Origin of the sequence: Nocardioides sp. cx-173 (genome assembly GCF_021117365.1) — a bacterium.
GTDB lineage: Bacteria > Actinomycetota > Actinomycetes > Propionibacteriales > Nocardioidaceae > Nocardioides.
The window spans coordinates 4,327,638-4,349,305 of record NZ_CP088262.1; the positions used below are offsets into that span (position 1 = coordinate 4,327,638).

General features: G+C 74.0%; 20 protein-coding genes. 8 read left to right on the forward strand and 12 right to left on the reverse strand.

What is annotated here, in order from left to right; genetic code table 11:
- Positions 1-14: 14 nt before the first annotated feature.
- The 3 genes from LQ940_RS21110 to LQ940_RS21120 are packed head-to-tail and all read right to left on the reverse strand — an operon-like array spanning position 15 to position 3,605.
- Complete coding sequence (locus LQ940_RS21110; protein ID WP_231241354.1) at positions 15-1,640, reverse strand: hypothetical protein; 1,626 nt, start codon at positions 1,638-1,640, stop codon at positions 15-17.
- Complete coding sequence (locus LQ940_RS21115; RefSeq protein ID WP_231241353.1) at positions 1,633-2,553, reverse strand: hypothetical protein; 921 nt, start codon at positions 2,551-2,553, stop codon at positions 1,633-1,635. The genes LQ940_RS21110 and LQ940_RS21115 overlap by 8 nt, the downstream gene beginning before the upstream one ends.
- Entirely contained in the window at positions 2,550-3,605 is a 1,056-nt protein-coding gene (locus LQ940_RS21120) for a sulfotransferase family protein (protein WP_231241352.1), read from the reverse strand. Before LQ940_RS21120 ends, LQ940_RS21115 begins: the two co-directional genes overlap by 4 nt.
- Positions 3,606-3,677: 72 nt before the next feature.
- On the opposite strand from LQ940_RS21120, the gene LQ940_RS21125 reads away from it, so the two are divergent.
- Positions 3,678-4,433 (forward strand): sulfotransferase, encoded by a 756-nt coding sequence (locus LQ940_RS21125; protein ID WP_231241351.1) that lies wholly within the window; start codon positions 3,678-3,680, stop codon positions 4,431-4,433.
- Between the two features lie 16 nt (positions 4,434-4,449).
- Here LQ940_RS21125 and LQ940_RS21130 read toward each other — a convergent pair whose 3' ends face one another.
- Complete coding sequence (locus tag LQ940_RS21130; RefSeq protein WP_231241350.1) at positions 4,450-5,793, reverse strand: GH1 family beta-glucosidase; 1,344 nt, start codon at positions 5,791-5,793, stop codon at positions 4,450-4,452.
- Between the two features lie 15 nt (positions 5,794-5,808).
- On the opposite strand from LQ940_RS21130, the gene LQ940_RS21135 reads away from it, so the two are divergent.
- Entirely contained in the window at positions 5,809-6,504 is a 696-nt protein-coding gene (locus tag LQ940_RS21135; RefSeq protein ID WP_231241349.1) for a pirin family protein, read from the forward strand.
- Between the two features lie 116 nt (positions 6,505-6,620).
- On the opposite strand, the gene LQ940_RS21140 is transcribed toward LQ940_RS21135, so the two are convergent.
- From LQ940_RS21140 to LQ940_RS21155, 4 genes are all read right to left on the reverse strand, one after another.
- The gene (locus tag LQ940_RS21140; protein WP_231241348.1) at positions 6,621-7,829 is read right to left on the reverse strand and encodes an RNA polymerase sigma factor; all 1,209 of its coding nucleotides are present in this window, start codon (positions 7,827-7,829) and stop codon (positions 6,621-6,623) included.
- Between the two features lie 16 nt (positions 7,830-7,845).
- Entirely contained in the window at positions 7,846-8,238 is a 393-nt protein-coding gene (locus LQ940_RS21145; protein ID WP_231241347.1) for a YciI family protein, read from the reverse strand.
- Between the two features lie 175 nt (positions 8,239-8,413).
- Entirely contained in the window at positions 8,414-9,334 is a 921-nt protein-coding gene (locus tag LQ940_RS21150) for a diacylglycerol/lipid kinase family protein (RefSeq protein ID WP_231241346.1), read from the reverse strand.
- Positions 9,331-10,911, reverse strand: a complete 1,581-nt coding sequence (locus tag LQ940_RS21155; protein WP_231241345.1) for an FAD-binding oxidoreductase — start codon at positions 10,909-10,911, stop codon at positions 9,331-9,333. The genes LQ940_RS21150 and LQ940_RS21155 overlap by 4 nt, the downstream gene beginning before the upstream one ends.
- A gap of 17 nt (positions 10,912-10,928) precedes the next feature.
- Here LQ940_RS21155 and LQ940_RS21160 point away from each other — a divergent pair, with 17 nt between their 5' ends.
- The 5 genes from LQ940_RS21160 (at position 10,929) to LQ940_RS21815 (ending at position 15,878) form a co-directional block, all read left to right on the forward strand.
- A complete protein-coding gene (locus LQ940_RS21160) occupies positions 10,929-11,522 on the forward strand; it encodes a TetR/AcrR family transcriptional regulator (RefSeq protein WP_231241344.1) in 594 nt (197 codons plus the stop codon).
- Positions 11,519-13,159, forward strand: a complete 1,641-nt coding sequence (locus LQ940_RS21165; RefSeq protein WP_231241343.1) for a glycerol-3-phosphate dehydrogenase/oxidase — start codon at positions 11,519-11,521, stop codon at positions 13,157-13,159. The genes LQ940_RS21160 and LQ940_RS21165 overlap by 4 nt, the downstream gene beginning before the upstream one ends.
- 95 nt (positions 13,160-13,254) lie before the next feature.
- On the forward strand, positions 13,255-14,259 hold the full coding sequence (locus LQ940_RS21170) for a sigma-70 family RNA polymerase sigma factor (protein WP_231241342.1): 1,005 nt from the start codon (positions 13,255-13,257) through the stop codon (positions 14,257-14,259).
- Complete coding sequence (locus LQ940_RS21175) at positions 14,259-14,870, forward strand: TIGR03086 family metal-binding protein (protein ID WP_231241341.1); 612 nt, start codon at positions 14,259-14,261, stop codon at positions 14,868-14,870. Before LQ940_RS21170 ends, LQ940_RS21175 begins: the two co-directional genes overlap by 1 nt.
- Positions 14,871-14,879: 9 nt before the next feature.
- Positions 14,880-15,878, forward strand: coding sequence for a LuxR C-terminal-related transcriptional regulator (locus LQ940_RS21815; RefSeq protein WP_269214284.1), 999 nt, complete (start codon positions 14,880-14,882; stop codon positions 15,876-15,878).
- A 70-nt stretch (positions 15,879-15,948) separates the two neighbouring features.
- On the opposite strand, the gene LQ940_RS21185 is transcribed toward LQ940_RS21815, so the two are convergent.
- From LQ940_RS21185 to LQ940_RS21200, 4 genes are all read right to left on the reverse strand, one after another.
- Positions 15,949-17,406: an NAD-dependent succinate-semialdehyde dehydrogenase gene (locus LQ940_RS21185; protein WP_231241340.1), complete on the reverse strand. Its 1,458-nt coding sequence runs from the start codon at positions 17,404-17,406 to the stop codon at positions 15,949-15,951.
- Between the two features lie 162 nt (positions 17,407-17,568).
- Positions 17,569-19,452, reverse strand: a complete 1,884-nt coding sequence (locus LQ940_RS21190) for a penicillin-binding transpeptidase domain-containing protein (RefSeq protein WP_231241339.1) — start codon at positions 19,450-19,452, stop codon at positions 17,569-17,571.
- Between the two features lie 25 nt (positions 19,453-19,477).
- Positions 19,478-20,128, reverse strand: coding sequence for a GDSL-type esterase/lipase family protein (locus LQ940_RS21195; protein WP_231241338.1), 651 nt, complete (start codon positions 20,126-20,128; stop codon positions 19,478-19,480).
- Positions 20,129-20,147: 19 nt separating this feature from the next.
- The gene (locus tag LQ940_RS21200) at positions 20,148-20,588 is read right to left on the reverse strand and encodes a MerR family transcriptional regulator (RefSeq protein ID WP_231241337.1); all 441 of its coding nucleotides are present in this window, start codon (positions 20,586-20,588) and stop codon (positions 20,148-20,150) included.
- A 58-nt stretch (positions 20,589-20,646) separates the two neighbouring features.
- Between LQ940_RS21200 and LQ940_RS21205 the strand changes: the two genes are divergently transcribed.
- Complete coding sequence (locus LQ940_RS21205; RefSeq protein ID WP_231241336.1) at positions 20,647-21,585, forward strand: NAD(P)/FAD-dependent oxidoreductase; 939 nt, start codon at positions 20,647-20,649, stop codon at positions 21,583-21,585.
- Positions 21,586-21,668 lie beyond the last annotated feature (83 nt).

Sequence of the window (21,668 nt, forward strand, 5' to 3'; positions counted from 1 at the left end):
GTATTCATCCCGGCCTACGGCACGTCGGCGGCGTCGGCCTCGAGCAGCCGGGAGGGGCGGAAGCCGGGCCAGGTGCGCTCGACGTGGGCCGGGTCGAGCAGGTAGTCGAGGTCGGCCTGCCAGGTGTGGCCGGTGGCGTTGCGGCGCAGGACGTAGCCCAGGCCGTGGGTGCGGTAGACCGCCGCGCCGGAGCGCAGCACCGCGTCGAGGAGCTGGGCGTCGACGAACTTGCGCACCGAGCGGAAGCCGCCGACCTCGCGCAGCAGGCCGCGCTCGATGAGCATCGTGCCGCCGGCCACGAACACGGCGTACAGCTCGCTGGGATAGCCGCGCTTGACCGTCAGGTCCGGCTCGGCGAGGTAGTGCAGCTCCGACTGGGTGCCGACGAGCTGGGCGCCGCTGTAGGCGCGGGCCCGCAGCAGGTCGGCGACCAGGTCGGGGGCGTACCAGTCGTCGTCGTCCATCTTGAGCACCAGGTCGCCCGAGGCGGCGTCGCTCGCCGCGGCCAGTACGTCGCCGAACACCGTCTGCGCCGTCGCCGGCACGATCTGCAGCGCGATCGACGCCGGCAGCAGGTCCCGGACCCGCGCCGGGTCCGGTGCGAAGCCGTGCGGCGCGAGCACCAGCTCCAGCGACTCCACGCCCCGCTGCCGCGCGACCTGGCGCAGCGCGAAGTCCAGCATCTCCGGGCGCCGCGTCGCGAGCACCACGCTGACGCTCCCCCGCCCCGCCACGCGTACGTCGGCCAGGTCGCCGACGGCCCGCCGCCAGGCGAAGGTGGAGAAGGTGTCGAGTGCGGCGCGGCGCAGCACCAGGCTGTGCTCCTCGCGCGCGAGCGGATCGGTGAGGTCGACCGGTGCCGCGACGGCCGCGGCGACCTCGTCACCGAGGACCGGGGCGGCCACGTCCCCCACGAGCGGCACCCCCGCCATCGCGAGCCCGGCGACGACCGCCGGCGCGTCGACGTCGACCCGTACGCCGGCGGCCGGCCGCAGGGAGGCCACCAGCGCCTCGGTCGGACCGTCGCGCAGGTCGAGCGACGACAGCGCGACGACCGGGCCGGCGGCGCGGGGGTCGAAGCCGATCGGGTTGAGGACGCGCTCGTCGAGCGGCCCGAGGGACACCGGCCCCGGCACCTCCCGCAGCGTGACCGGCGTACGGCCGGTGACCTCGGAGGGCTCCGCGGGGTCGGGGGCGCCGGGCAGCAGCACGTCGGCCGGCACCTTCTCCGACACCACGTCCAGGGGTGAGACCCGCAGCCCGCGACCACCGGCGACCTCCGACCACACCGACTGGCGCCCGGCCTCCCGGACGACGTCGGCCACCTCGGCCCGGCGCTCGAAGCGCAGCGTGGTGAACCACCCGTCGCCGGCGGGGCGCGCGTGCAGTCCGAGGAGGCCCGGCCACTCCGGCTTCGGCACGAGCGCGAGCGGCGCCGAGGCCGCCGCGACGTAGACGCCGACGAAGCCCGAGCGCAGCCCGGCGGGCAGGAGCAACCGGCGCAGCGCGGCGCGGTCGGCCACCGCCACCAGGACCCGGTCGTAGCGGCCCGCCTCGGCCGGAGCCGATGTCGAGGTCACCGTCAGCGCACCCGCGGCCGCGTCCAGGAACTGCCGGACCGGCGGCGGCAGCTCAGACATCGATCCGACCCGGCCGCTGGACGAGCGGGCGTGGCGCGTGCGGCAGCCAGGTCTGCGTGACGTGGTCGACGATGTGCACACCCGGGGGCGCCTCGATGCGGTGCAGGCCCGGCACCCGATCGCCGCGGCCCTCCTGCAGCGCGCGGTAGACCTCGATCTCGCGCGCCTTGCGCGGCGCGCGCGAGAAGTCCAGGTCGTCGAGGTTGGTCCAATGCGCGAACTCGTCGGCGTCGAGCCACTTCAGCTCGACGCACAGACCCTCGGGGGCGACGATCCGCTCCGAGGCGCTGGGAAACTCCCGCACCTCCCACTCGAAGGCCTTGACGAAGGTGAACTCCGGGCCCATCGGGTAGACCCACGGCTCCAGGAAGCGGTAGCCGAGGTCGATCCACGCCACCGACTCGCTCTCGATCGACAGCGGGTGCCGCGGGATCGCCACGACGGCGTTGGAGTCCTCGAGCTGCCAGGACAGGTCCGCGAGCAGCCCGACGCCCTCGCGGGTGAGCACCATGTCGCCGTCCCACTTCATCGAGTAGCCGGTGCGGACGTGGGAGAACGACCAGTTGTAGAAGTGGGTCAGCGAGTGCACCGAGTCGGGCGGCGTCGCGAGGTGCTCGGCGCCGGCGCGGCTGACCCGGAAGGGGTACGTCGTCACGGTGAGCCGCTCGCTCGCGCCGACCTCGGCCGCGACCCGCGCGGCCACCTCGGGGGTGCCGTCGTCGGAGAGGTTGTCCACGACGACGACCTGCTGCACGGCCTCGAGCATCGGCGGCAGCACCCACGGCAGGTTGCGGGCCTCGTTCTTCACCCGGAACACGCATGTCAGCCCGGGCGCCAGCGCCCCCTCCTGCCACGCCCACCGGACGTCGTACTCCGCGATCCCTTCGAGGCAGGGGATGTCGGGGACCGTCATCGCGCGCGGCCGAGCGCCCGGCGCAGGCCACGGCGGGCGCTCGCGGGCACCATCGCCCGCACGCCGTGGGGCACGCGGTCGACGCCGCGCCGCACGACCGAGGCCGGCATCGGCTGCTGGGCGAGGCCCTCGCGGTGGGCGGCCAGTGCCGACGACTGCGCGACGGCCTCGGCCTCGTCGTAGAAGTCGGCGTACGCCGCCCGCAGCTCGTCGAGCGCCGCGTGCCGGTCGGGGGTGTCCCCGTCCGGGTCGGCGAGGCCGTCGAGGTGGCGCCACGACTCCTCCGCGAGCTCGCGCAGCCGGGCCGGCACCTCGACGTCGTCCCAGGTGAGCTGGACGCGGCGCAGGCTGGGGTCGATGAACGCGTGCACCGCCCGGATGTCGTTGGCCGAGGCGGACTTGACCGCGTCGAGGTCGAAGGCCTGCCCGACGGCGTTGACCGGGACGGTCCAGTCGGTGAGCAGGTCGTGGTAGCGGACGAAGGCACGCGCCGAGCCGCGGGTGGCGCGCTCGGTGTGGAGCATCATGTTCACCCAGGCGGCGGTCCGGTTGACCTCGCCGAACTTCGACGCGTAGTAGCGCTGCTTGCTCCCCACTACCTCGGTGACCGGGCGCAGCATGGTGACGTAGGCCGGCGTCGCGTCGCAGCGCATCGCGGCCGAGCGCCACAGCCCGAGGAACCACGCCAGCCGCGGGTCCTTGATGACCAGCTCGGCGCCGCCCTCGGCGAACTGCGACTCCAGCCACTCGTGCAGCCGGGCGCGCAGCGGCTCGAGGTTGGTCAGCTTGCCCGCCTCGAACCACGCCGCGGGTCGCGAGTCGGAGACCTGGACGTTGCAGCGCTGCAGCAGCTCGTCGTGGAACTCCACGACCCACTGCGGCTCGCCGAAGCCCTTCGGGTTGGTCTCGTCGGCGTCGACCTCGGGCTGCGGGACGTGCATGCCGAGGGTCTGCAGGGTGCCGGACATGGTGCTGGTGCCGCTGCGGCCCGAGCCGACGACGAAGACCACGCGACGCTTGACCGGCAGTGTCTCGTGGGAGGTGGCCGACATGGGCGTCATGCTACGGCTCGGCCACGTCGCCGGGGCTCCGGCCCCGCGGCGGCGCACCCCTAGGATCGGCCCGTGAGGTGGGTGCGGCGGCGACGGGGTGAGAGCGAGATCGAGGCCCTGCGCACGGAGGTCCGCGACCTGCGGACCCAGGTACGTCGCCTGCGCGGCCGGGACCGCCCGGACCTGGGCTACCTGTTCGTCGTCACCTACGGCCGCTCCGGATCGACGCTGCTCACCGGCGTCCTGAACAGCATCCCGGGGTTCGTGGTGCGCGGCGAGAACCGCGGAGCGGTCTACCACCTGTTCGAGTTCCACCGCACGATGCTGCGCGAGAGCAAGCGCGCCTCGCGCAAGACGCTGCGCCAGCGCACCCACTCGTTCTTCGGCATCGGCGACTTCCCGCCCCAGCAGTCGCTGGCCGGGCTGCGGCGGCTGCTGCTGGACACGGTGCTGCGGCCCACCCCCGAGACCCGGGTGACCGGCTTCAAGGAGATCCGCTGGGCGCAGCCCGACCTCGCGGAGTACGTCGCGTGGCTGCGGGAGGTCTTCCCCGGCGCGCGGTTCGTGGTCAACACCCGCGACCACGCGGACGTGGCGAAGAGCAAGTGGTGGGGCGAGCACGACCCTGACGACGTGGCCCACCGGCTCGCCGAGATCGAGCGCCGCATCCTCGAGGTCGCGGACGGCCTCGGCGAGGCGGCCTACCGGGTCCACTACGACGACTACGTCGCCGACCCGACGGTGCTGCGCGGTCTGTTCGACTGGCTCGGCGAGCCTTGGGACGAGGAGGCCGTGCGCGAGACGCTCGCGGTGCGACACTCGTTCTGAGCTCCTACCGGCTGACCTACCGGCCCGGCTGGGCGGCGATCATGTCGGCGTACCACTGGTAGGAGCGCTTCGGGGTGCGCTGCTGGGTCTCGAAGTCGACGTGGACCAGGCCGAAGCGCTGGGTGTAGCCCTCGGCCCACTCGAAGTTGTCGAGCAGCGACCAGGTGTAGTAGCCGCGAACGTCGACGCCCCGCTCGATCGCGGTCTGGACGGCCCTGAGGTGGGCGTCGAGGTAGTCGATGCGCGGCTGGTCGTCGACGACGCCGGCCTCGTCGGGGCCCATGTTGTAGGCGCAGCCGGACTCGGTGACGATGATCGGCGGCAGGGCCGCGCGGAAGCGGGCGCGGAACATGATCAGCCACTCGCGCAGCGCGTCGGGGACCACCGGCCAGCCGAAGTCGGTGACCGGGTAGCCGAGCAGCTCGCGGAGCTCGAACGGCATCTCCGCGTCCTCCGGCGCGGCGCCGATGCGCATCGGGTTGTAGTAGTTGACGCCGTAGAAGTCGAGCGGCTGGCGGATCGTCGCCAGGTCGCCGGGCAGGACGACCTCGTCCAGCAGTGGCTGCAGGTCGACGGGGTAGCGGCCGAGCAGCATCGGCTCGAGGAAGAGCCCGTTCCAGATGGCGTCGAACAGCTTGGTGGCGCCGACGTCGGCCGGCTGGTCGCTGGCGGGCCACATCGGGGCGTGGTTGTTGGCGCAGCCGACGCTCGTGGCGCCCGCTGTGCGCAGCGCGATCGCGGCCCGGCCGTGGGCGAGCAGCAGGTGGTGGGCGACCGGCAGGCTGTCGAACATCAGCGTGCGCGCGGGGGCGTGCATCCCCACGGCGTAGGCCATCAACGTGACGACGTTGGGCTCGTTGACCGGGATCCAGTGCTCCACGCGGTCGGCGTAGCGCTCGCCGACGATCGCGGCGTACTCGGCGAACCGGTCGATCGTCGCGCGGTTGAGCCAGCCGCCGTCGTCCTCGAGCGCCTGCGGCAGGTCCCAGTGGAAGAGCGTCGCCATCGGCTGCTGCCCGTGCTCGAGCAGGGTGTCGATGAGGCGGTCGTAGAAGTCCAGGCCCTTCTCGAGCGGCCTGCCGGACCCGGTCGGCTGGATGCGCGGCCACGCGATCGAGAAGCGGTAGCCGGTGGTGCCGAGGCCCTCCATCAGGGCGACGTCCTCGGGGTAGCGGTGGTAGTGGTCGCAGGCGACGTCACCGGTCGAGGCGTCCTTGATGTGACCCGGCTCGTGGGTGAACGTGTCCCACACGCTCGGCCCGCGTCCATCCTCAGCGGCGGCACCCTCGATCTGGTACGACGCGGTGCTGGTCCCGAACCGGAAACCGGGTGGGAGCTGGGGGTACGGCAGGTCGGGCACGGCACAATCTAGCCTGTGACCGCCACCATCCGCAGGGCTTCAGCACGCTTCGCCGACCGGGCCGACGGGCGGGTGACCCACCATGCCTTCTCGTTCGGGCAGCACTACGACCCCGAGCACGCGTCGTTCGGTCCGATGCTCTGCCACGACGACCACCTGTTGGGCTCCGGACGGGGCTTCGACCCGCACCGCCACGCCGACCTCGAGGTCGTCAGCTGGGTCGTCTCGGGGGCGCTCCTCCACGGCGACGAGACCGGCGACACCGCGGTCGTCGAGCCCGGGAGCGTCGCGGTGCTCTCCGCCGGAGCGGGGACCTCCCACGCGGAGCACTCCGCGCCCGGCGGGCCCACCCGCTTCGTCCAGGTCTGGCTCACCCCCGACGAGCGCGGCACGACGCCGTCGTACGACGTGGTGCCGGTCGACCTGGTGCGCAACGAGCTGGTGCCGGTCGCCGCGGGCGACGGCTCGGCGCCGGCACGGGTCGGGGTCGCGGGCGCGACGTTCTCGGTGGCGCGCCTCGACGAGGGCGCCACGCTGGCGCTGCCGGACGCCCCGCTCGTCCACGTCTTCGTGGCCACCGGCGCGCTGACCCGGTCCTCGCTCGCCGAGCCGCTCTCGGCCGGCGACGCGCTCCTGCTCACCGACGAGACCGGGCGCTCGGTCACCGCCGCCGTCCCCACCGAGCTGCTCGTCTGGACGTTCGCCGGCTGAGTCGCTCGGCCGTCCGGCGCCGCGGGTGGGTTCCGGGGATTTCCCGGTGGTTCTGGGGCGTTTTTCTGGCCGGGAAGCGCCGGGTTATCAGCATCTGCTGATAACCCTGCCGTGCCTCAGCCGAGCGCCGCGGCGCGAGCATTGAGGTAGCGCTGCTCGGGGATGCTGGTGGCCAGGCCGGCGGCGACCCGGTAGGCCGAGACTGCCTCGGGCGTGCGTCCGGCCAGCTCCAGCAGGTGCGCTCGCACGGCGTGCAGCCGGTGATGACGCCGCATCGCACGGTCGTCGAGCAGCGGGTCGGTGAGGGCGAGCCCCACCAGGGGGCCGTCGGTCATCGCGACGGCGACGGCGCGGCTCAGGGTGACGGCGGGACTGGGCGCCACCTCGTGCAGCATCGCGTACAACGTCGCGACCTGGAGCCAGTCGGTGTCCTCGGAGCACCCGGCCTCGTCATGGACGGCGGCGATCGCCGCCTCGAGCTGGAAGCGGCCCACCCGGCCACGGGGCAGGACCTGCTCCAGGAGCGCCACGCCCTCCGCGACCAGGGCGTGGTCCCACCGTGAGCGGTTCTGATCGGCCAGTCGCACCAGGTCCCCGGCCGCGTCGGCTCGCGCCGGCGTGCGAGCGGCGGTCAGCAGCATCAGCGCCAGCAGCCCCGCCGTCTCGTCGTCCTCGGGCACCCGCTCGCGCAGCAGGCGGCACAGCCGGATCGCCTCGTCGGTGAGCGAGACATCGACGAGCCGGTCCCCGCCGCTGGCGGCGTACCCCTCGTTGAAGACGAGATAGAGCACGTGGCGGACGGCGCCCCATCGTGCGGCCAGCTCGGCCGGGGCCACCACCCCGAAGCGCGCACCGGCGTCGCGCAGGGTCGCCTTCGCGCGGCTGATCCGCTGCCCCATCGTGGTCGCGGGGACCAGGAAGCCGGCGGCGATCTGCTCGGTCGTGAGACCACCGACCGCGCGCAGGGCGAGCGCCACCTGGGAGGCGGTGGAGAGTGACGGGTGGGCGCACAGCAGGAGCAGCTCGAGCGTGTCGTCCGCGGACTCGACAGGTCCCGGCCCGACCTCTGTGGCGGCGACGCGCAGCTCCCGGTCGGCGCGCGCGCTCTCGCTGCGCCACCGGTCGACCAGGCGGCGCGAAGCGACCCGGACCAGCCACGCGCGGGGTCGCTCGGGCGGGCCGTCGCGCTCCCACTGGGCGGTGGCGTCGACGAACGCCTCCTGGACGGCGTCCTCGCACGCGTCGAAGTCGCCGTACCTGCGGACCAGGGCGCCGAGGACGTGCGGCAGCTCGGCGCGCCACACGTCCTCGATCGCGCCGGTCATGGGCGAGTGCCGCGCCTCAGTCGTCGCCGCCACCCGGCCACATCGCCGGGCGGAGCTCGATGGTGTCGCCGGGGTTGGCGAACCGTCGGGCCACCTGCTCGGCCCGCTCGCGGTCGCCCACGTCGATCATGAAGAAGCCGGCCAGGTGCTCCTTGACCTCCGAGTACGGTCCGTCGGTGGCCAGCGTGTCGCCCGACTCCCAGCGGTAGACCGTCGCGGTCGCGGGGTCGCCGAGCGCCTCACCGGTGACCAGCTCGCCGTTCTGGTGCAGCTCGGTGAGCAGCTCCTCGAACTCGCGGTCCATGCGCGCGCGCTCCGCGGCCGGAAGCGCCTGGAACCCTGCGTTGTACTCCCCCGTCGGGTGCCCCCACGGCTGCGGGTTGGAGTGGATCAGGATGACGTACTTCATGCGAGCTCCTCGGTGTCGGTCCCATGGTGCCGTGCGGCGCCACACCGGTACGTCGGAGCCGCGCCGGCGATCTCGACATCGCCCGCCGAGCTTCCGGGGATTTACTGGTGCTTCTGGGCCGTTGTTCTGGCCCGGAAGCGCAGGGTTATCAGCATCTGCTGATAACCCTGCCCACTCAGCAGACCACCGACAGCGCCCCCGGCAGCACCTCGACGACCGCGGCGAGGCCGGCGAGGCCGGGCAAGGAGCCGAGCGACTCGCCGTCGCCACCGACGGGCACGGCGGAGCGGCGGCCGTCGGCGGCGACCTCGACCCGGCGGCCGGTGAGGACGGTGACCTCGGGCAGCGAGACGTGGGCGCCGTCGTAGACCTTGGGCAGCGAGCGCATCAGTTCCAGCTTGCCGGCCGCCTCGATCACGACGACGTCGAGCAGGCCGTCGTCGAGCCTCGCGGACGGGGCGATCAGCATGCCGTTGCCGTAGTAGCCGGAGTTGGCGACGACGACGCAGGCGGCGGGGTACTCGCGGGTCTCGCCGTCGATGCTGACCCGGAACCGGGCCGGCTGGTACGTCGCCAGCGCGCGGAGGGCGGCGTACGGGTACTGCGCGCGCCGGGGCACCCAGCGGGCCCGGTCGACGATCTCGGCGGCACGGGCGTCGACGCCGGAGTGGACCGACCCGGCGATGTGCCGGACGGCGGCGCCGTCCGGCGCGCAGAACGCCAGCAGGTCGACGGCGCGCACCTCGCCCTCCAGGAGCACGCGGGCCTGCGCCGACGCGTCGGCGGGCAGGCCGAGCATGCGGGCGAAGTCGTTGCCACGACCCGCGGGCAGCAGGCCGAGGGTGCCGCCGCGCAGCGAGACCGCCCCGACCAGCGAGGACAGCATCCCGTCGCCGCCGACGGAGACGACGACGTCGCCGCGGTCGACGGCGGCGTCGACGAGGGAGTCCATGGCCTTGGGACCCGGTGAGTACGTCACCTCGACCGTCGCTCCCGCGGAGCGCAGCTCCCGGGCGACCGGGACGACGGCCTCGGGGGCGGCCCCGCCCCCGGAGGCGGGGTTGACCAGGAAGCAGAACGAGCGCGGTGAGCTCACGGCACCAGCACCCCCGGGTTGAGGATCCCGGTCGGGTCGAGGTCGGCCTTGACCGCGCGCAGGATTGAGGCGCCGAGCTCGCCGATCTCCTGGGTGAGCCACGGCCGGTGGTCGGTGCCGACCGCGTGGTGGTGGGTGATCGTCGCGCCGGCCGCGACCATCGCGTCGCTCGCCGCGGCCTTGGCCGCCTGCCACTGCGGCAACGGGTCGGCCGACTCCTTGGCCGCCACCGTGAAGTAGAGCGAGCAGCCGGTCTCGTAGACGTGCGAGACATGGCAGAGGACCAGGGTGCCCTCGCCGAGCGCCGACTCCAGCGCGGTCTTGACGTCGGTGTAGAGCCGCTCGCGGTTGGACCAGAAGGTCGCGGTCTCCAGGGTCTCGACCAGCACGCCCACGTCGAGCAGCGAGTCGCGCAGGTACGGCGCGTGGAAGCGGCCGTGCGCCCACGCCCGGCCCGGCTCCTCCCCCAGGCAGCGGCCGCCGAGCCCCTCGAGCACGGCGGTGACCGCGGCCCGCTTGGCGGCGTTCGCCGCGGGCTCGCCCTCGTAGCCGACGATCATCAGGCAGCCGCCGGCCGACTCGCCCCCGATCTCGTCGGGGCGGGCCAGGTTGATCGCCGTCTCGGCCTCGTCGGAGAGCCGGAGCACCGTCGGCAGCAACCCGGTCTGGGCGAGCGTGCGCATGGCGTCGGCACCGGCGTCGAAGGACGGCCAGTGCCAGCCCTCGTAGAGGCTCTCGGCCGGCCGGCGACGCACTCGCACGGTCACCGAGGTGATCACGCCGAAGGCGCCCTCCGAGCCGAGCACCAGCTGGCGCAGGTCCGGTCCGGCGGCGTTGGCGGGGGCGCTGCCGAGGACCAGCTCACCACGTGGGGTCGCCACTCGCAGCCCGACGACGAGCGCGTCGAACCGGCCGTAGCCGGCGCTGGACTGACCACTGGAGCGGGTGGCGGCGAAGCCGCCGATGGTCGCGTACTCGAACGACTGCGGGTAGTGCCCCAGCGTCAGGCCCGCCTCCGCGAGCAGCGACTCCGCCTCCGGGCCGCGCAGGCCGGGCTCCAGCACGGCGGTCATGGACACCTGGTCCACCGCCAGGAGCCGCTTCATGCGGACCAGGTCGAGCGAGACCACTGCGGCGAAGCCCTCGCGCTGCGCGACCAGCCCGCCGGTGACCGAGGTCCCGCCGCCGAAGGGGACGACGGCGAGGTGGTGCTCGACGGCGAACGCGAGAACCGCCGCCACCTGCTCGTGACAGTCGGGCCGTACGACGACGTCGGGCGCGTCGTCGAGGTCGCCGGCGCGGGCCCGGAGCAGGTCGGGCGTCGACTTGCCGCGGGTGCGCAGCCGGCGCACCTCGTCGTCGGTCACGACGTGCTCGTCACCGACGAGCTCACGCAGCCCCTCCAGCAGCCCCTCGGCGATCCGCGGAGCCGGCACCGACACCGCCGGGGACGCCGGACGCTCGTCGAGGCCGAACGCCATCTCGATGAGCCCGCGCGCCGACGCCGGCAGGTCGCTGGCGGCGTCGGGGCTGCCCCAGCGCTGGGGATGCATCTCGGACTGCACGAATCGCGTCATGCGTTACAGTGTTACATGTGACGTCACTTCGTAACACCCCCGGTGACCCGAGGGACGCCTACCTGGACGCGGCGCGGGCCTGCATCCTCGACGTCGGCTGGCGGCGTACGACGCTCACCGAGGTCGCCCGCAGGGCCGGGGTGTCGCGGATGACGATCTATCGCAGCTGGTCGGACATGCCCACCCTGCTCGGCGACCTGATGACTCGCGAGTGGACCGGCGTCGTGCAGGCCGCGGTGGCCGCCGAGGGCGCGGACCGGCCGGCGGTCGACCGGCTGGTGTCCGGCATCGTCGGCACGGTACGGGTGCTGCGCGAGAACGAGCTGTTCGTCCGGATCGTCGAGCTCGACCCCGAGCTGGTCCTGCCCTACGTGCTCTCCCGGCGCGGCCGCTCGCAGGACCTGATCCTCTCCCTCACCGAGGCCGCGATCCGCGACGCCCAGGCGGCCGGCGAGGTCCGCGCGGGCAACCCCGTCGCGATCGCCCGCGGCCTGCTGCTGGCCACGCACGGCTTCGTGCTGTCGGCGCACACCATGGTCGACGACCTGGCCAGCGAGCAGGAGCTCGACGCCGAGCTCACGACGCTGCTCACCCGCAGCCTGGCGCCATGACCACTCCCACGGCCGGCGCGCCGACCGGGCCGGCCACCCGCATCACCCCGGGGCTGGCCGGAGCGCCGGAGGACGTGGACCTGGTCGTGATCGGGCTCGGCATCACCGGCGCGGGCGTCGCGCTCGACGCGGTGACGCGCGGGCTGAGCGTGCTCGCCGTGGACGCCCACGACCTGGCGTTCGGCACCTCGCGCTGGTCGTCGAAGATGGTGCACGGCGGCCTGCGCTACCTCGCGCAGGGCCAGGTCGGGGTCGCCCGCGAGAGCGCGGTCGAGCGGGGCATCCTCATGGAGGTCACCGCTCCGCACCTGACCCGGCCGATGCCGATGCTGGTGCCGCTCAACTCCTCGGTCAGCCGGGTCCAGGAGCGGCTCACCCACGCCGGGCTGCTCGCCGGCGACGGCCTGCGACGCAGTGCGGGCACCGACGAGGAGACCCTGCCGCGCCCGCGCCGCCTCACCGCGACCGAGGCTCTGGCGATGGCGCCGCCGCTGCGCTCGGCCGGGCTGCGCGGCGGCCTCCTCTCCTGGGACGGGCGGGTCGAGGACGACGCCCGTCTGGTGGCCAACGTCGCGCGCACCGCCGCGTCGTACGGCGCCCACGTGCGCACCCGTGCCCGAGTGCTCGCCGCGACCGGCACCGCCGTGGAGCTGCGCGACGAGCTGACCGGGGAGGCCCGCTCGGTGACCGCGCGGGTCGTGGTCAACGCCACCGGCGTGTGGGCCGGCGACGTGGTCGAGGAGGTCGCGCTGCGTCCCAGCCGCGGCACCCACCTCGTGCTCCGCCAGGACACGCTGCCGGGCCTCTCGGTCTCGGTGTTCGCCCCGATCCCCGGCTCGACCAGCCGCTTCGTCCTGGTGCTGCCGCAGCCCGACGGGACGGTGTACGTCGGACTGACCGACGAGGCCGCCGACGGGCCCGTCCCCGACGTCCCGCAGCCCACGGACCCCGAGATCGGCTTCCTGCTGGACGTGGTGTCGGCCGCGTTCGAGCGGCAGCTGCGGCGCGAGGACGTGGTCGGCGCGTTCGCCGGCCTGCGCCCGCTGCTGGCCACCTCCGGCCCGGACGACGCCCCCGACCCGGCCGACCCGCCCGATGCGGGCGACCCCGAGGGGCGCGGCGAGACGGCGGACCTGTCGCGACGCCACGCCGTCCTGCTCAGCCGCACCGGCGTCGTGACCGTGGTCGGCGGCAAGCTCACGACGTACCGGCAGATGGCCGAGGACGCCGTCGACGCCGCCGTGCGCGCCGCCGGCCTGGACGTCGGGCCCTGCCGCACGCGCACGCTGCCGCTGCTGGGCGCCGCGCCCCGGCCGGTCCTCGCCGCGCTCGAGCAGCCGGCCCGGCTGGTGCGCCGCTTCGGCACCGACGCCGAGCTGGTCCTCGCCAGCGCCCGCGAGGTCACCGGCCTCGGTGACGAGGAGCTGCTCGCTCCGATCGCCGCGACCGTCCCGGTCACCCTCGCCGAGCTGGTCTTCGGCGTCACCCACGAGGGCGCGGCCGACGTCGACGACCTGCTCGACCGGCGTACCCGGGTGGGGCTCGTCCCCACCGATCGGCCCCTCGCCGTCCCCGCCGCCGAGCGCGCACTCGCCCTCGCCCGCGGACAGGAGGGCTCGGCGCACCGCGGCCGATGAGTTTCTCCGTCGACGGGGGTCGGTAGGTCGAGGCACACTGGACGACCCGAGGGAGCCGACCGATGACGGCGACGATGGCACAGAGGACCGAGACCGTGACGACCGACGAGGCGAGCACGAGCAGGACGAGCGAGAGCACCACGCACACCCAGGAGCTGGCCGACTTCGACACGCTCACCGAGCGCTACCAGCGCGAGCTGCTGGCCCACTGCTACCGGATGAGCGGGTCGGTGCACGAGGCGGAGGACCTGGTCCAGGAGACGTTCCTGCGCGCCTGGAAGGCGTCCGCGGACTTCCAGGGCCGCTCCTCGGTCCGCACCTGGCTCTACAAGATCGCCACCAACGTGTGCCTCACCAACCTCGAGGGCCGGCCGCGGCGCCCGCTGCCCGCCGGCCTCGGAACGCCGGACCAGCTGGCCGGTGACGCGCTCGAGCGCGACCACGAGGTCGCCTGGCTCGAGCCGGTGCCCGACGCCGCGGTGGTCGTCGCCGAGCGCGACTCGATCCGCCTGGCCTTTGTCGCCGCGCTCCAGCACCTCCCGGCGCGACAGCGCGCGGTGCTGATCATGCGCGACGTGCTGCGCTGGTCGGCCGCGGAGGTGGCCGCGGCGCTCGACACGACGACGGCCGCGGTCAACTCCGCCCTGCAGCGTGCGCACGCCCAGCTCAAGCAGCGCGGGCTCACCGAGGACAGCGTGGAGCCGGCGCTGACCAGCGCCCAGGAGCAGCTGCTGGAGCGCTATGTCGAGGCGTTCTGGCGCAAGGACATCGCCACGATCGTGCAGCTGCTCACCGCCGAGGCGGTGTGGGAGATGCCGCCGTTCACGAGCTGGTACGTCGGCGCCACCAACATCGGCGACCTCATCGACACCCAGTGCCCGGGCGGCACCCACGACATGCCGATGCTCAAGACCTCCGCCAACGGCCAGCCCGCGTTCGGGCTCTACATGCGCGCCCAGGACGGCAGCGGCTTCGTCCCCTTCCACCTGCAGGTCCTCGAGCTGGACGGCGACCGGGTCAAGCACGTCGGCGCGTTCTTCGGCCTGGACTTCACCCGGTTCGGGCTGCCCGCGCACCTGCCTCCCGGCTACGCCCCCTGATGAACGCGCTCGACGGTGCCGTCGAGCTGCTCGACCGGTCCCTCGCCTACACCCGCGTGGCTCTCGCCGCCGTCTCCGACGACGACCTGGGCCGCCCGACACCGTGCGCGGGCTGGGATCTGGACCGACTGCTCGCCCACATGGAGGACGCGCTGGACGCCTTCGGCGAGGGCGCCGCGGGCGAGGTACGACTCAGAGGCGCCGCCACCGCGGCGGCGCCGCGGGTACGCCGCCTGCAGCGCAAGGCGTGCGACCTGCTGGGGGTCTGGAGCGACGACCCGCCCCCACGCACCCGGATCGGCTCGCACCCCGTCGACACCTCGGTGCTCGCCCTCGCCGCCGCGCTCGAGATCACGGTGCACGGCTGGGACGTCGCCCGATCGCTCGGTCTCGACCACCCGGTGCCGGACGACCTGGCGGACCGGCTGCTCCCGGTGGCGCGGGCCCTCGTCACGCCCGCGGACCGCGGCCGGCGCTTCGCCGGGCCGCGCCCGGGCGCCGGGCGGGCGGGTCCGGCGGTGCGGCTGCTCGCCTTCCTGGGCCGGGACCTGACTGGTCCAGTCGGTGAAGATTCGCCCATTACCGACACAGGGCCGCCGGTGGCTTCCTAGCCTGGCGCCATGCTCCCCTCCGAGGCGACGCCGGCGCCCACCACCGCTGCGGCCTCGCCGTTGTGCCAGGTCAGCGACCTGGTGCGCGCCGGCGCGATCAGCGCGGCCCTCCTCGACCTCGACGGCCTCGCCGCCGACCGGGGCGCGCGCGGCGAGGCGGACCGGGCCCGGCTGCTGGCCCTGCAGATCGAGTGCCGCCTGGCCCGGGGCGACCTGGCCGAGGCCATGCGCCTGGGCGACCAGCTCGCGGCGTACGACGGTCGGCGCGGCCTCGCCGGCGCCCTGGCGCACCAGGCCGCCGGCGAGCTGGCCCTGGCCCTCGGCGACCCCGAGGGGGCGGTCGAGCACCTCCTGGCGGCCGGCCGGACCGCGGCCCGGCTGCCCCAGGGCTCCGAGCTTCTCGACTGGCGGGCGGCGGCCGCGCTGGCGCTGGTGCTCACCGGGCAGCGCCGCGAGGCCGCCGAGCTCGCCGAGGAGCACCTGCGGCTGGCGCACGAGCACGGGTCGGCGTACGCGGTGGCGCAGGGGCTGCGGACGCTGTCCGCAGCCGACGCCGGCGGCCGCCGGGTCCACCTGCTCCGCGAGGCCAGGTCCGTGCTCACGACCCTCGACGCGGCCCGGCTCGCCGCCCAGGTCGACACCGACCTCGCCGGCCTGCTGCTGCTGTCACCGACTCCCGAGCAGGCGCAGGAGGCGGTCCTGCTGCTCCGCTCGGCCGAGCTCTACGCCGGGCTCGAGGAGCTGTGGCCGCTCCAGAGCCGGGTGCGCCGTCTGCTCGAGCGCTGCGGCGAGGCGCCCCAGCGGCTGCGGGCCGACGCACTGGGGCTGCTCACCCCCTCTGAGCGGCGCGTGGCAGGGCTGGCCGCCGACGGCCTCACGAACCGCCAGGTGGCCGCGGAGCTGCAGGTGTCGGTGAAGGCAGTCGAGTGGCATCTCTCGCGCACCTACCGCAAGCTCGGCATCTCCTCGCGCGCCGGCCTGGTGCCGGCGTTCGCCGTGACCGCCTGAGGACCGTGAGGCTCGCGCGCCCGCCCCGCTGACCCGTCAGAAAGTTTCTGACGGGTCAGCGGCCGGGAGGTCAGTCGGCGGGCAGGGCGACGTAGGTGGTCTCGAGGTACTCCTCGATGCCCTCGAACCCACCCTCGCGACCGAAGCCGCTCTGCTTCATCCCGCCGAAGGGCGCGGCGGGGTTGGAGACCAGGCCGGTGTTGACCCCGACCATGCCGAAGTCCAGCGACTCGGCCAGCCGGATGGTGCGGGCCAGGTCGCGGGTGTAGACGTAGGACGCGAGGCCGTACTCGGTGTCGTTGGCGCGCTCGATCGCCTCGGCCTCGGTGCCGAACGTCGTGATCGGTGCGACCGGGCCGAAGATCTCCTCGGTGTTGATCGCCGAGCCCGGGGACACGTCGACGAGCACGGTCGGCGAGTAGAAGAAGCCGGGGCCGTCGGGGGCCGAGCCACCGGTGACCACCGTGGCGCCGTCGTGCACGGCGTCGGCGACCAGCCGGCTGACACCCGCCAGCGCCTTCTCGTCGATGAGGGGGCCGACGTCGACGCCGTCGTCCTGCCCGCGCCCCAGGGTCAGCGCGCCCATGCGCCGCCCGAGCTTCTCGGCGAACTCGGCCGCGACGTCGGCGTGCACCAGGAACCGGTTGGCCGAGGTGCAGGCCTCACCCATGTTGCGCATCTTGGCGACCATGGCGCCGTCGACGGCGGCGTCGAGGTCGGCGTCCTCGAACACCAGGAACGGCGCGTTGCCGCCGAGCTCCATGCTCAGGCGCTGCAGCCGGTCGGCCGACTGCGCCACGATCGTGCGGCCCACGGCCGTGGAGCCGGTGAAGCTCACCTTGCGGAGCCGGTCGTCGGCCTGCAGCGTGCTGCTGAGCTCGCCGGTCGAGGAGGTCGTGACGACGTTCAGTACGCCGCCGGGCAGGCCGGCCTCCTCCAGGATCGCGGCCAGGGCCAGCATCGTCAGCGGAGTCTGCGAGGCCGGCTTGACGACCATCGTGCAGCCTGCGGCGATCGCCGGGCCGATCTTGCGGGTGCCCATCGCCAGCGGGAAGTTCCACGGGGTGATGAACAGGCACGGCCCCACCGGCTTGCGCACGGTCAGCAGCCGGCTGCCGCCGGCCGGTGCCTGCATCCAGCGGCCGTGGATGCGCACGGCCTCCTCGGAGTACCAGCGGAAGAACTCCGAGCCGTAGCCGACCTCGCCCTTCGCCTCGGCGACCGGCTTGCCCATCTCGAGGCTCATCAGGTGCGCGACGTCGTCGGCCCGCTCGGTGAGCAGCTCGAAGGCCCGACGCAGGATCTCCCCCCGCTCACGTGGCGGCGTACGCGCCCAGTCGGCCTGGGCGGCAACGGCGGCGTCCAGGGCCGCCACCGCCTCGTCGGTCGAGGCGTCGGCGACGTCGGTCAGCACCGACCCGTCGGCCGGGTCGATCACCTCGATCCGGTCGCCGCTCGCGGCCCCGCGCCAGGTGCCGCCGATGAACAGATTGCGCTTGTTCGACCCCAGTAGGTCAAGTCCAGTCATGTAATTCACTCTGTCACCCCTCCGCAACGCAGGAAACGGGTGACGGGCCTGGACCGGGGGCGTAGCATTGTCATGTCGACTTCGGAGGGAGCACCGAGAAGTGGACACAGAACCCCTTGCCGACCCCATGCGGCAAGGGGTTCGCCTGTTTCCGGCCAGCGGTCAGCGGGCGGCGCGCAGGAAGGCCTCCAGGATCGGGCCCGCCGTACGGGACCCGGAGACGCCCTGCTCGACGAACACGGCGACCGCGAGATCGCCCTGGGCCGCGATCATCCAGGCGTGGGTCTCCACCCGGCCGTCCCGCTCGAACTCCGCGGTGCCGGTCTTGGCGATCACCTCGGGGCCGGGTACGTCGAGGAGCGCCCGGCCGCTGCCCTCGGTGACGACACCGCGCAGCATCGACTTCAGCGCGGCGGCCTCACCGGGAGCGAGCGGGTCGACGTCCGGCTCGGTCACCTCGACCGAGCGGAGCAGCCGCGGCACGACGAGGGCGCCCTTCTGCACCGACGCGACCACCGTCGCCATCACCATGGGGGAGGCGAGGATCCGGCCCTGCCCGATCAGGTTGGCCGCCTTCTCCGTGCGCGAGGCCGCCGGCTCCACCTGGCCGAAGTAGGCCGGGAAGCCGAGGTCGTGGTCGATGCCCAGGCCCAGCGCGGCAGCAGCGTCGAAGAGGTCGAGCTCCTCGAGCCGGGAGGCCTGGGAGATGAAGGCGGTGTTGCAGGAGTGGGCCACCGCCGTGCGCAGCGGGATCCGCCCGATCGCGGACGCGGGGTAGTCGGAGTAGTTCTTGAACCGCTTGCCGTCGACGGTGACCGTCGAGGTGCACGGCAGCGGGGTGTCGGGCGTGACCCCCGCCCGCAGGAGCGCCAGGCTGGTGACGGTCTTGAACGTCGACCCCGGAGCGAACTGGCCGAAGGTCGCGATGTTCTGCCCCTCGGTGCCGGAGCCGTTGGCGGCCGCCACGATGTCGCCGGTGCTCGGCCGGAGCGCCACGATGGCGCTGGACGGCGCGACGTCGCGCAGCAGCGCCTCGGCCTCGCTCTGCAGGTCGACGTCCATCGTGAGCTCCAGCGGGTCGCCGGCCGCGCCGTCGATGCGGAACAGCTCGCGCTCCTTGTCGTCGGAGCCGACGGCGTTGACCACGGCCCCGGGCCTGCCCTGCAGCTGCTCGTCGTAGCGGGCCTGCAGCCCGGACAGGCCGGCCTGGTCGCCGGGCTCGTAGCGGCCGGGCTCCTCGGCGACCATCTCGGCGGTGACCTCGCCGACGGTGCCGAGGATCGGTGCGGCGAACTCGCGCGACGGCGCGAGCGGCAGGTCGTCGCCCAGCGCCCGGGCTCCCGGGATCCGCTCGTAGCCCTGCCCGACCGCCGGCGGAACCTCGCCGGCGCGGTAGACGATCGCCTCGACGAAGGCGAGCTCCCCGGCGCCGGTGACTGCCTTGACGTACGGCGCGACGTCGACGCCGACCAGCGCGGCGAGGCGCCGCGCGGAGGCCGCCGCCCGGGCCTGGGGGACCTGACCGCGGTCGATGCCCAGTCGCACGACGGGCCGCGGCGTGACGATCTTGAGGCCGCGCGCGCCCACGATGTCGCCACGGGCGGCGCGGACCGGCGTCAGGTCCAGCGTGGTCGCCGCCCCCAGCGAGGGCTCCACCAGCTCACGAGACCAGACCACCTGCCACGCGTCGTCCACGAGGTTCAGCGTCGCCTCGCTGTCATAGGTCCACGACTCCTCCGCCGTGACCGGCCACGACCAGGTCAGCGTCGCGGTGGCCGTGTCGCTCTGCGCGGAGACGTCACCGACCTCCACCGACGGCTCCACCTCGCCCATCCCCTCGACGACCTCGGCGTACTCGGCGCTCGCCGCCTGCGGTGTCACCTGGGTGAAGGCCACGTCGCTGAACTCGCCGCTGCCCAGCGCGCCCGCCAGGGCCGCGACGGCCTCGTCCGCGTCCGGTCCCGCTCCGTCGCCGGAGCCGGTCGAGGAGTCACAGGCGGTCAGCAGCAGCAGGAGCGCGGTCGGGCCGGCGAGTCGGAAGCGCATGCGTCCCTTCTAGCATCCGCCTCCGTCAGTGGCGCGCGAGCCACCGCTCGAGGTCGATCCCGGCGCGTCGCGCGGCCGCCCGTGCCGCCGGTGTCGTCAGGTCCAGACGTCGGAACACCTCGGGCTCGATCCGGGCGTCCACCGCGCGGTGGCGCCGCTGGGACGCCGCGATCTTCGCGGCCGGCACCCGGGCGCCGTACGTCGTGGCCGTGCGGGCGGGCGCGCCGGCGAGCAGCGGGCCGATCAGCGGCGCGTAGCCGGAGGAGTGCCCGAGGCGGTTGGGGTGGTAGCTCTCGGCGGTCTGGTTGAGGCGAGACTCCTCGGCCGGCGAGAACCAGGTCGCGGCGTTGCAGTCCTCGCCCATGAAGATCCGCGGGTAGCCGACGACCACCACCTTGGCGCCGGCGGCGCGGGAGCGGATGGCGGAGTACAGGGTGCTCAGGCGCCCGGGCAGGGTGTTCTTGATGAACGCCTGCACACCGTCGATCGCGCCGTTGCAGTCGCCGGCCCACCAGGGGGTGGCGCACTCGGTCAGGACGCCGGTGAAGCCGGCGTCGTTGCCACCGACCGAGATCGTGACATAGCGGGTCGTCCCCGACAGCGCCGAGAGCTGAGCGCTGGTGACGTCGGCGATCTTGGCGCCGGCGCAAGCGCGGAAGTTGAGTGCGGGCCACACACCCTGCCAGGTGCGGGCCCTACCAGGAAGGGGTCACCCAGAGGGAGGAGCCGTCGGTCGGTCCGCCCACCAGGTCCTCCACGTGGTCCCGGAAGCGCGGGCAGCTGGCGATGTCGTGCGCCCGGCAGCGCAGGGCGTGCTCGGTCATCTCCCGCGAGCGCTGCATCTCCTGCATCCGCCGGTCGAGGTCGGCGACGTGCTCCTCCAGCACCCGGTGCCGATCCTGCGCCTCCGCGTCCAGCAGGACCAGGATCTGCTCGAGGCTCATCCCGGCCGCCTTGCTGCGCAGGATCACCGCGACCCGGTAGACGTCGTCGCGGCCGTAGCGGCGCCGGCCGCCGCCGTCACGGGCCGGGGCCAGCAGACCGACGTCCTCCCAGTGCCGCAGCACGTGCGTGGCCAGCCCGAACCGGGTGGCGAGCTCGCCGACGGACAGGTCCACCTCGGGGCTTGACTTCATGTCAACATGAAGTCACATCGTCGTGTCTGAGACAAGTTCCTAGGTCAGGAGACACACGATGGAGATCGACACCTACGACGTGGTCGTGGTCGGCGGCGGGCCCGCCGGCCTCCAGGCCGCCCTCACGCTCGGCCGCATGCACCACCGGGCGCTGGTGCTCGACTCGGGCCGATACCGCAACGACCCGACCGGACACCTGCACAACTTCCTCACCCACGACGGCAGGCCGCCGGCGGAGCTCCGGGCGCTCGCGCGCGCCGACCTGGCGACGTACGAGACGGTCACGGTGCGCCCGGTCGAGGCGGTGTCGATCACCCCCCAGGCCGGCGGCTTCGTCGTGGACCTTGCCGACGGGTCGCACGTCGCCGCGAGCCGGGTGCTGCTGGCGACCGGGCTGCGCGACGCGCTTCCCGACGTGCCCGGGCTGGCGGGGCTGTTCGGCTCGGTCGTCGCGCACTGCCCCTACTGCCACGGACACGAGTTCGCCGGGACCCACGTCGCGATCCTCGGCTCCGGTCCCCACGTGGCGCGGGTGGCGATGCTGGTGCAGCGGATCGCCGCGCGGATCACCGTCCTCACCGACGGCGGGGCCCTCGACGAGGAGTCCGCGGCCCTGCTCGGGCGCGAGGGGGTCACGCTCCGCCCCGACCCGGTGCTCGGCGTGTGCCGCAGCGCCGCCGGGGCGCGGGTGTCGTTCGCCAGCGGTCCCGACGAGGAGGTCGGCGGGATCTTCGTCACGACGGCCCTCAGCCAGTCCGCGCCGTTCGCCGAGCAGCTCGGCCTGGACCTGCTGCCCTCGGGCTGCGTCGAGGTGGACGCGTTCGGCCGCACCTCGCTGCCCGGCGTGTACGCCGCCGGGGACCTCGCGCACACCAGCGCCGTACCGATGCCGCTCGCGTCGGTCCTCAGCGCCGCCGCCGCCGGCCTCGTCGCCGCCACCGCCGTCGACGCCGACCGGGTCCTGGCGCTGCTGGGGGCGGTCCCGGCCGCGGGATGAATACCCGGTCAGCCGGGTATCCCGTCGCTTGTCAGGGGTTGCAACCCCTGACAAGCGACCGAAACGCCCGCGGAGTACGCCGG

What these genes read in the sequence shown, in the direction of transcription:
- LQ940_RS21110 (WP_231241354.1), bottom strand. Translation starts at nt 1,640, where the DNA reads ATGTCTGAGCTGCCGCCGCCGGTCCGGCAGTTCCTGGACGCGGCCGCG.
- LQ940_RS21115 (WP_231241353.1), bottom strand. Translation starts at nt 2,553, where the DNA reads ATGACGGTCCCCGACATCCCCTGCCTCGAAGGGATCGCGGAGTACGAC.
- LQ940_RS21120 (WP_231241352.1), bottom strand. Translation starts at nt 3,605, where the DNA reads ATGTCGGCCACCTCCCACGAGACACTGCCGGTCAAGCGTCGCGTGGTC.
- LQ940_RS21140 (WP_231241348.1), bottom strand. Translation starts at nt 7,829, where the DNA reads ATGACCGGCGCGATCGAGGACGTGTGGCGCGCCGAGCTGCCGCACGTC.
- LQ940_RS21145 (WP_231241347.1), bottom strand. Translation starts at nt 8,238, where the DNA reads ATGAAGTACGTCATCCTGATCCACTCCAACCCGCAGCCGTGGGGGCAC.
- LQ940_RS21155 (WP_231241345.1), bottom strand. Translation starts at nt 10,911, where the DNA reads ATGACGCGATTCGTGCAGTCCGAGATGCATCCCCAGCGCTGGGGCAGC.
- LQ940_RS21165 (WP_231241343.1), top strand. Translation starts at nt 11,519, where the DNA reads ATGACCACTCCCACGGCCGGCGCGCCGACCGGGCCGGCCACCCGCATC.
- LQ940_RS21175 (WP_231241341.1), top strand. Translation starts at nt 14,259, where the DNA reads ATGAACGCGCTCGACGGTGCCGTCGAGCTGCTCGACCGGTCCCTCGCC.
- LQ940_RS21815 (WP_269214284.1), top strand. Translation starts at nt 14,880, where the DNA reads ATGCTCCCCTCCGAGGCGACGCCGGCGCCCACCACCGCTGCGGCCTCG.
- LQ940_RS21185 (WP_231241340.1), bottom strand. Translation starts at nt 17,406, where the DNA reads ATGACTGGACTTGACCTACTGGGGTCGAACAAGCGCAATCTGTTCATC.
- LQ940_RS21190 (WP_231241339.1), bottom strand. Translation starts at nt 19,452, where the DNA reads ATGCGCTTCCGACTCGCCGGCCCGACCGCGCTCCTGCTGCTGCTGACC.
- LQ940_RS21200 (WP_231241337.1), bottom strand. Translation starts at nt 20,588, where the DNA reads ATGAAGTCAAGCCCCGAGGTGGACCTGTCCGTCGGCGAGCTCGCCACC.
- LQ940_RS21205 (WP_231241336.1), top strand. Translation starts at nt 20,647, where the DNA reads ATGGAGATCGACACCTACGACGTGGTCGTGGTCGGCGGCGGGCCCGCC.